This is a genomic window from Streptomyces katrae (assembly GCF_000966975.1).
GTDB lineage: Bacteria > Actinomycetota > Actinomycetes > Streptomycetales > Streptomycetaceae > Streptomyces > Streptomyces katrae.
In genome coordinates, this window is the sequence record NZ_JZWV01000370.1 from 1 (window position 1) to 7,192 (window position 7,192).

At 70.2% G+C, this 7,192-nt stretch carries 5 protein-coding genes; 3 read left to right on the forward strand and 2 right to left on the reverse strand.

What is annotated here, in order from left to right:
- Positions 1-26 precede the first annotated feature (26 nt).
- Positions 27-737 (reverse strand): MBL fold metallo-hydrolase, encoded by a 711-nt coding sequence (locus VR44_RS14315; RefSeq protein ID WP_045947860.1) that lies wholly within the window; start codon positions 735-737, stop codon positions 27-29.
- A gap of 152 nt (positions 738-889) precedes the next feature.
- On the opposite strand from VR44_RS14315, the gene VR44_RS14320 reads away from it, so the two are divergent.
- The 3 genes from VR44_RS14320 to VR44_RS14330 all read left to right on the forward strand — a co-directional run bounded on the left by VR44_RS14320 (position 890) and on the right by VR44_RS14330 (position 4,525).
- Positions 890-1,672, forward strand: coding sequence for a peptidylprolyl isomerase (locus VR44_RS14320; protein WP_045947861.1), 783 nt, complete (start codon positions 890-892; stop codon positions 1,670-1,672).
- Between the two features lie 189 nt (positions 1,673-1,861).
- Positions 1,862-3,091, forward strand: coding sequence for a DUF349 domain-containing protein (locus VR44_RS14325; RefSeq protein WP_045947862.1), 1,230 nt, complete (start codon positions 1,862-1,864; stop codon positions 3,089-3,091).
- Between the two features lie 183 nt (positions 3,092-3,274).
- Positions 3,275-4,525 (forward strand): hypothetical protein, encoded by a 1,251-nt coding sequence (locus VR44_RS14330; RefSeq protein ID WP_245691798.1) that lies wholly within the window; start codon positions 3,275-3,277, stop codon positions 4,523-4,525.
- An 82-nt stretch (positions 4,526-4,607) separates the two neighbouring features.
- Here VR44_RS14330 and VR44_RS14335 read toward each other — a convergent pair whose 3' ends face one another.
- Entirely contained in the window at positions 4,608-7,052 is a 2,445-nt protein-coding gene (locus VR44_RS14335) for a RelA/SpoT family protein (RefSeq protein ID WP_045947863.1), read from the reverse strand.
- Positions 7,053-7,192: the final 140 nt, after the last annotated feature.

Here is a 7,192-nt window from a genome sequence, read left to right on the forward strand (position 1 = left end):
CCTTGAAGGTGCTCACGAAAGTCTCGTCACATTCCTCGTCGTGGGGCGGCGGTGCCGTTCCCCAGGCCGGCGGCGACTTCCCGCAGGTACGGGTTGGTCGCGCGCTCACGGCCGATGGTGGTCTGGGGACCGTGGCCGGACAGCACCACCGTCGAGTCCTCCAGCGGCAGGCACACGCGGGCCAGTGACTGGAGTATCTCGGCGTGGGAGCCGCCGGGCAGGTCGGTGCGTCCGATGGAGCCGGCGAAGAGCAGGTCGCCCGAGAAGAAGACCGGCGGTACGTCGGCCTGCTCGGGCATCCGGAAGGTCACCGACCCCTTGGTATGGCCGGGCGCGTGCGCCACCGAGAACTCCATCCCGGCCAGCTTCAGGGCGGCGCCGTCGGACAGCTCGCGGACGTCGTCCGGCTCGCCGACGGTGAGCTCGCCCATGAGCGGCATGCCGATGGAGCGGCCGAGGGCCTTCTCCGGGTCGCTCATCATGTAGCGGTCCTCGGGGTGGATCCAGGCGGGAACGTCGTGCGCTCCGCACACCGGGACCACCGAGGCCACATGGTCGATGTGGCCGTGGGTCAGGACGACCGCGACGGGCTTGAGACGGTGCTTCCTCAGCGTTTCCTCGACGCCCTGGGCGGCCTGGTGGCCCGGGTCGATGATGACGCACTCCTCACCCGCGGCGGGGGCGACCAGGTAGCAGTTGGTCCCCCAGGCCCCGGCCGGGAATCCGGCAATCAGCACGTTCGTCCTCAATCGTCGTCCGTCGGGCGGCAGCAGTTCGGAATCTGCTGCTCAGAGCCTACCGGCGCCCCTCATTACACAGCGAACCCATATACGGTACGGCCTAACCGAGCCCGGACAGCGGTACCAGAGACGCACAAGGAGACGACCCGGTGGTCACGAGCGATCAGCGTCGGCGACAGCTCGCCAGGGAGAAGTACGAGCGCCAGCAGAAGCGCCGCGCGGAGGCCCGCCGCAGGTCGCGGCAGCGGCTGGCGATCATCGGTGCGGCCTCGGCCGCGGTGATCGCGGCGCTGATCGGCCTGATCGCGGGCGGTGTCTTCGACTCCAAGGACAAGAACGATTCCGCGGCCGAGCCCTCGGCCTCCCCCTCGCTGCCGGAGCCCAAGAAGTCCCCCTCCCCGGCGATGGCGATCGACGACAAGGCGAAGTACACCTTCGACCTGAAGACCAGCGCGGGCGAGATCAGGTTCGGGATGGACGCCTCGAAGACCCCGCAGACGGTCAACTCCTTCAAGTCGCTCGCCGACAAGGGCTTCTTCGACAAGACCAAGTGCCACCGCCTGGTGACGTCGGGGATCTACGTGCTCCAGTGCGGCGACCCCGAGGGCACCGGCCGGGGCGGCCCGGGCTACAACATCCCCGACGAGAACCTGGACTCCCTGGGCAAGCCGAACGAGCAGGGCCAGGTGGTCTACCCGGCCGGCACGGTGGCGATGGCCAACACCGGCCGGCCGGGGACCGGCGGCAGCCAGTTCTTCCTCGTCTACAAGGACAGCCCCCTCGCCCCCTCCTACACCCCGTTCGGGAAGATCGACGCGGAGGGGCTGAAGGTGCTGGAGGAGGTCGCGAAGGCGGGGACCGCCGACGGGGCGCAGGACGGCGCTCCGAAGACCCCCGTGACCATCGAGAAGGCCGCCGTCACCAAGGACTGACGGGGCGCGGCGGCCCCGGGCGGGCCGGCCCGCGGCCCGTGCGGCGATATTCCGTCGTGCGGGATGCGGACAGCCGGCCCGGCGGTCGCCTATGTTGGCGTTGTGCAGGGCGGGCGCTGCCCGCCCCAGGAAACTGTGGACGATGCCAGGGGGACACGACCCCGTGCGGCATCAGGTGGAGGAGGCGCTGTGAGCAGCGACCCGTGGGGCCGAGTCGACGAGACCGGCACCGTGTACGTGCGTACTTCCGAGGGCGAGCAGGTCGTCGGCTCGTGGCAGGCGGGCACCCCTGAGGAGGCCCTGGCCTACTTCGAGCGCAAGTACGAGGGCTTGGTGGTCGAGATCGGCCTCCTCGAACGGCGGGTGCGGACCACCGATCTGTCCGCCAAGGACGCCCAGACGGCCATCGACCACCTGCGGACCCAGGTGGACGAGCACCACGCCGTCGGTGACCTCGACGCGCTGCGCGTCCGGCTGGACAAGCTGGTGGCGACGGTGGACTCGCGGCGCGAGGAGCGCAAGGTCCAGAAGGCCAAGCAGGCGGACGAGGCCCGTGCGGCCAAGGACGCCCTGGTGACCGAGGCCGAGCAGCTGGCGCAGAGCGACCAGTGGCGCAGTGCCGGTGAGCGGCTGCGCGCGCTGGTGGACATCTGGAAGGGGCTGCCCCGGCTCGACCGCAAGTCGGACGACGAACTGTGGCACCGCTTCTCGCACGCCCGGTCCGCCTTCTCCAAGCGCCGCAAGGCGCACTTCGCGGCGCTGGACGCGCAGCGCGAGGAGGCCCGCAAGGCCAAGGAGAAGCTGGTCGCCGAGGCCGAGTCGCTGTCGAAGTCGACGGACTGGGGTCCGACGGCCGCCCGCTACCGCGAGCTGATGGACAGCTGGAAGGCGGCGGGCCGGGCGCAGCGCGAGGCCGAGGACGACCTGTGGAACCGTTTCCGCGGTGCCCAGGACGTGTTCTTCGCGGCGCGCGGCGAGGTCTTCGCGGAGCGGGACGCCGAGCAGGTCGAGAACCTGAAGCTGAAGGAGGAGCTGGCCGAGGAGGCCGAGAAGCTCGTCCCGGTGACGGACCTGAAGGCGGCCCGGGCCGCGTTCCGCTCCATCAACGAGCGCTGGGAGGCCATCGGCCACGTGCCGCGGGACGCCCGTCCCAAGGTCGAGGGCCGGATGCACGCCGTGGAGCGGGCCATCCAGGAGGCCGAGGAGGGCGAGTGGCGGCGTACGAACCCGGAGGCGCGGGCCCGTGCGGCCGGTCTGACGGGTCAGCTGCAGGCGGCCGTCGACAAGCTGCGCGGTGAGATCGACTCCGCGCGCGCGGCCGGCAACAACGCCAAGGCCGACAAGCTGTCCCGGGAGCTGGAGGGCCGCCAGGCCCTGCTGGACCAGGCGCTGAAGGGCCTGGAGGAGTTCGGCGGCTGAGTCCCCGGACGGGTTTTCGGATGGGCGCCACCGGTTACCGCCGGTGGCGCCCATCCGCCGTATATGGGTCCGATTCGTTACGCGGATTCAACGCAGGGTGCGCGCGGGTTGCACCTTCCTCCTGTGTAACGTTGTACGGTGCCGCCTCGGCGGCCTTCTGCCGGGCGACGACCAGGATCGAATGTGACGCATACCCAGATACGCGCTGATGTCCCCGACTCACTTCTCGTCGCCGAACCGCTCTCCGGCAAGAAGGACTCCGGGCTCCGTGGTGTCGGACGGCGCGTACTCGCCAACCTGAAGCGTGCCCGGAAGGCCCTGCTGGTCCACATCGCGCTGCGGGCCACCGGGCTCGCCGTGATGGCGATCTGGGCCGAGCGCAAGGACGTGCGGCCGCTGGAGATCCTGGGCGGGCGCTGGGACGCCGTCTACTACCTGCACATCGCCGAGAACGGTCTGACGACCCCGCTGGCGACGCCGTCGCCGTGCGCGTTCGCGGGGCCGAGCTGCCAGATGGCGTTCTTCCCCGTCTACCCGATGCTGGTGCGGTACACCTCGTACGTCACGCACCTGCCGATGAACTGGGTGGCGATGGGGCTGGCGCTGTTCGCGTCGGTGATCGCCGCGTGGGGCATCTTCGCCGTCACCGACAAGATCTACGGCCGGCGGGTCGCGCTCTTCACCTGTGCCCTGTTCGCGATCGTGCCGGCGGCGCTCGTCCAGTCGATGGCGTACACCGAGCCGCTGTTCCTCGCCCTTTCGGTGTGGGCGATGTACGCGGTGATGACGAAGTCCTGGCTGACGGCCGGTGTGCTGGCCTTCTTCGCGGGCGCCACCCGGCCCTCCGGTTCGGCGATCGTCGCGGCCGTGGTGCTGGCGGGGGTCTGGGAGTACGTGCAGTGGCGCCGGGGGCGCCGTGCGCAGCGTCCCGCGGTGGGGCGGATCGTGACCGCCTCGCTGATCGCCCCGCTGGGCTGGTTCGGGTACGTGGGCTACGTGGGCTGGCACTTCGGGCGCTGGGACGGCTACTTCGAGCTCCAGCGCCGCTGGGGTTCGGTGTACGACGGCGGTTTCGACACCGTCAACGAGCTGAAGAAGACCTTCACCGAGGTGCACACCACCCTGAACCACGTGGTGGTCTCGCTGACGGTGGTCACGGCGGTGGTGCTGTTCGTGCTGATGACGCGACGGCGCCGGCCCCCCATGGTCGTGTGGATCTTCGCAGCCATGATCATGCTGATGGCGCTGGGCGGTGCCGGCTTCTACTTCTCGAAGATGCGCTTCATCATGCCCGCGTTCCCGCTGCTCTTCCCCTTCGCGCTGGCCCTGGCCAGGGCCCGGCGGAGCACGGTGCTGTGGATCCTCGGGTCCGCCACGGCCGTGTCCGCGCTCTTCGGCGGGAACCTCAACTTCGTCTGGTGGGGCTGCCCCTGATCCGGCCTCCGCGCTGAACGACGGTGGGCGCCACCCCGAGGGGGTGGCGCCCACCGTCGTGTCCGGCGCGGGGACCTGCGGTCTACGGCCTGCGGGCCGAGGTGACGCGGTAGACGTCGTAGACGCCCTCGACGCCCCGTACGGCCTTCAGGACGTGTCCCAGGTGCTTCGGGTCGCCCATCTCGAAGGTGAACCGGGAGGTGGCCACCCGGTCGCGGGAGGTCTGCACGGCCGCGGAGAGGATGTTGACGTGCTGGTCCGACAGGACCCGGGTGACGTCCGACAGCAGCCGGGACCGGTCCAGCGCCTCGACCTGGATGGCGACCAGGAAGACGGAGGACTGGGTGGGGGCCCACTCCACTTCCAGCATCCGCTCGGGCTGCTGGGAGAGGGAGTCGACGTTGACGCAGTCGGCGCGGTGAACCGATACGCCACTGCCGCGGGTGACGAAGCCGATGATCGGGTCGCCCGGTACCGGGGTACAGCAGCGGGCCAGCTTCACCCACACGTCGTCGACGCCCTTGACGACCACGCCGGGGTCGGCGTTGCCGCGCCGCTTGGTGCGGGCGCGGGACGGCGGGACGCTCTCCTCGATGTCCTCGTTGGCGGCCTCCTCGCCGCCGAGGGCCTGCACCAGCTTCTGCACGACGCCCTGCGCGGCGACGTGGCCCTCGCCGATCGCCGCGTAGAGGGAGGAGATGTCGGGGTAGCGCATCTCGTGGGCGAGGGTGACGAGGGAGTCGCCGGTCAGGATCCGCTGGATCGGCAGGTTCTGCTTGCGCATGGCCCGTGCGATGGCGTCCTTGCCGTGCTCGATGGCCTCGTCCCGGCGCTCCTTGGAGAACCAGGCGCGGATCTTGTTGCGGGCCCTCGGGGACTTGACGAAGCCCAGCCAGTCCCGGGACGGGCCGGCGCCCTCCGCCTTGGAGGTGAAGACCTCGACCAGGTCGCCGTTGTCGAGGGTCGATTCGAGCGGGACGAGCCGCCCGTTGACCCGCGCCCCTATGGTGCGGTGGCCGACCTCGGTGTGGACCGCGTACGCGAAGTCCACGGAGGTCGCCCCGGCGGGCAGCGCGATGACGTCGCCCTTGGGGGTGAAGACGAAGACCTCGTTACGGGAGAGGTCGAAGCGCAGGGAGTCGAGGAACTCGCCCGGGTCCTCCGTCTCCTTCTGCCAGTCGAGGAGCTGGCGCAGCCAGGCCATGTCGTTGACGGTGTCCTGGCCGGCGCTGCCCTTGGCGGCCTGCGGGACGTCGGTGCGGATCTTGGAGGCGCCGGCGACGGTCTGCTGCTTGTACTTCCAGTGCGCGGCGATGCCGTACTCGGCGCGGCGGTGCATGTCGAAGGTGCGGATCTGCAGTTCGACCGGCTTGCCGTTGGGCCCGATGACCGTCGTGTGGAGCGACTGGTACATGTTGAACTTGGGCATCGCGATGTAGTCCTTGAACCGGCCGGGGACCGGGTTCCATCGCGCGTGCACCGTGCCGAGGGCGGCGTAGCAGTCCCGGACGGTGTCGACGAGGACGCGGATGCCGACGAGGTCGTAGATCTCCGCGAAGTCGCGCCCTCGTACGATCATCTTCTGGTAGACGCTGTAGTAGTGCTTGGGGCGGCCGGTGACCGTGGCCTTGATCCGGGCGGCTCTGAGGTCGACCATCACCTCGTCCGTGACGAGGGCCAGGTACTCGTCGCGCTTGGGGGCGCGCTCGGCGACCAGGCGGACGATCTCGTCGTACATCTTGGGGTAGAGGATCGCGAAGGCGAGGTCCTCGAGCTCCCACTTGATCGTGTTCATGCCGAGGCGGTGGGCCAGCGGCGCGTAGATCTCGAGGGTCTCGCGGGCCTTCTTCTCCTGCTTCTCCCGCTTGAGGTAGCGCATGGTGCGCATGTTGTGCAGGCGGTCGGCGAGCTTGATGACCAGGACCCGGGGGTCCTTGGCCATGGCGACGACCATCTTGCGCACGGTCTCGGCCTGGGCGGCCTCGCCGAACTTGACCCGGTCGAGCTTGGTGACGCCGTCGACGAGGAGGGCCACGGCGTCGCCGAAGTCACGGCGGAGCTGCTCCAGCCCGTACTCGGTGTCCTCGACCGTGTCGTGCAGCAGGCCGGCCATCAGGGTGGCGGGGTCCATGCCCAGCTCGGCGAGGATCGTGGTCACCGCGAGGGGGTGGGTGATGTACGGATCGCCGCTCTTGCGCTTCTGTCCGCGGTGCCAGCGTTCGGCGACCTGGTAGGCCTGCTCGATCTGGCGCAGCGTCGCCGTCTCGATCTTCGGGTCGTTGCTGCGGACTATACGGAGCAGGGGTTCCAGTACCGGGTTGTACGGGTTGGAACGCTGCACGCCGAGACGGGCCAGCCGGGCGCGGACCCGGTTGGAGGACCCGGCCGGCTTGGCCGGGAGGGCCGGCTTGGCCGGGAGGGGCTTGACCGGCGGCGCCGGCGGGGGCGTGACTGCGGCCGCCGCGGCCGGGTCGGCCTTGGGGTCGGGCTGTGCGGCGGAGAGTGGCGGCTGGACCTCGTCTGGCAAGAGCGCTCCTCTGGGGGTCCCCCCGGACGGAGTCTGGGGGAGGATCCGGGGCCCCGGTCAGGTCCGGATAACCCATGGTAGCGAGGGTTCCGCCACGCCGTTCTCCCCGCCCGCTCCCCGAGATCCGGCCCCGCCGCCGT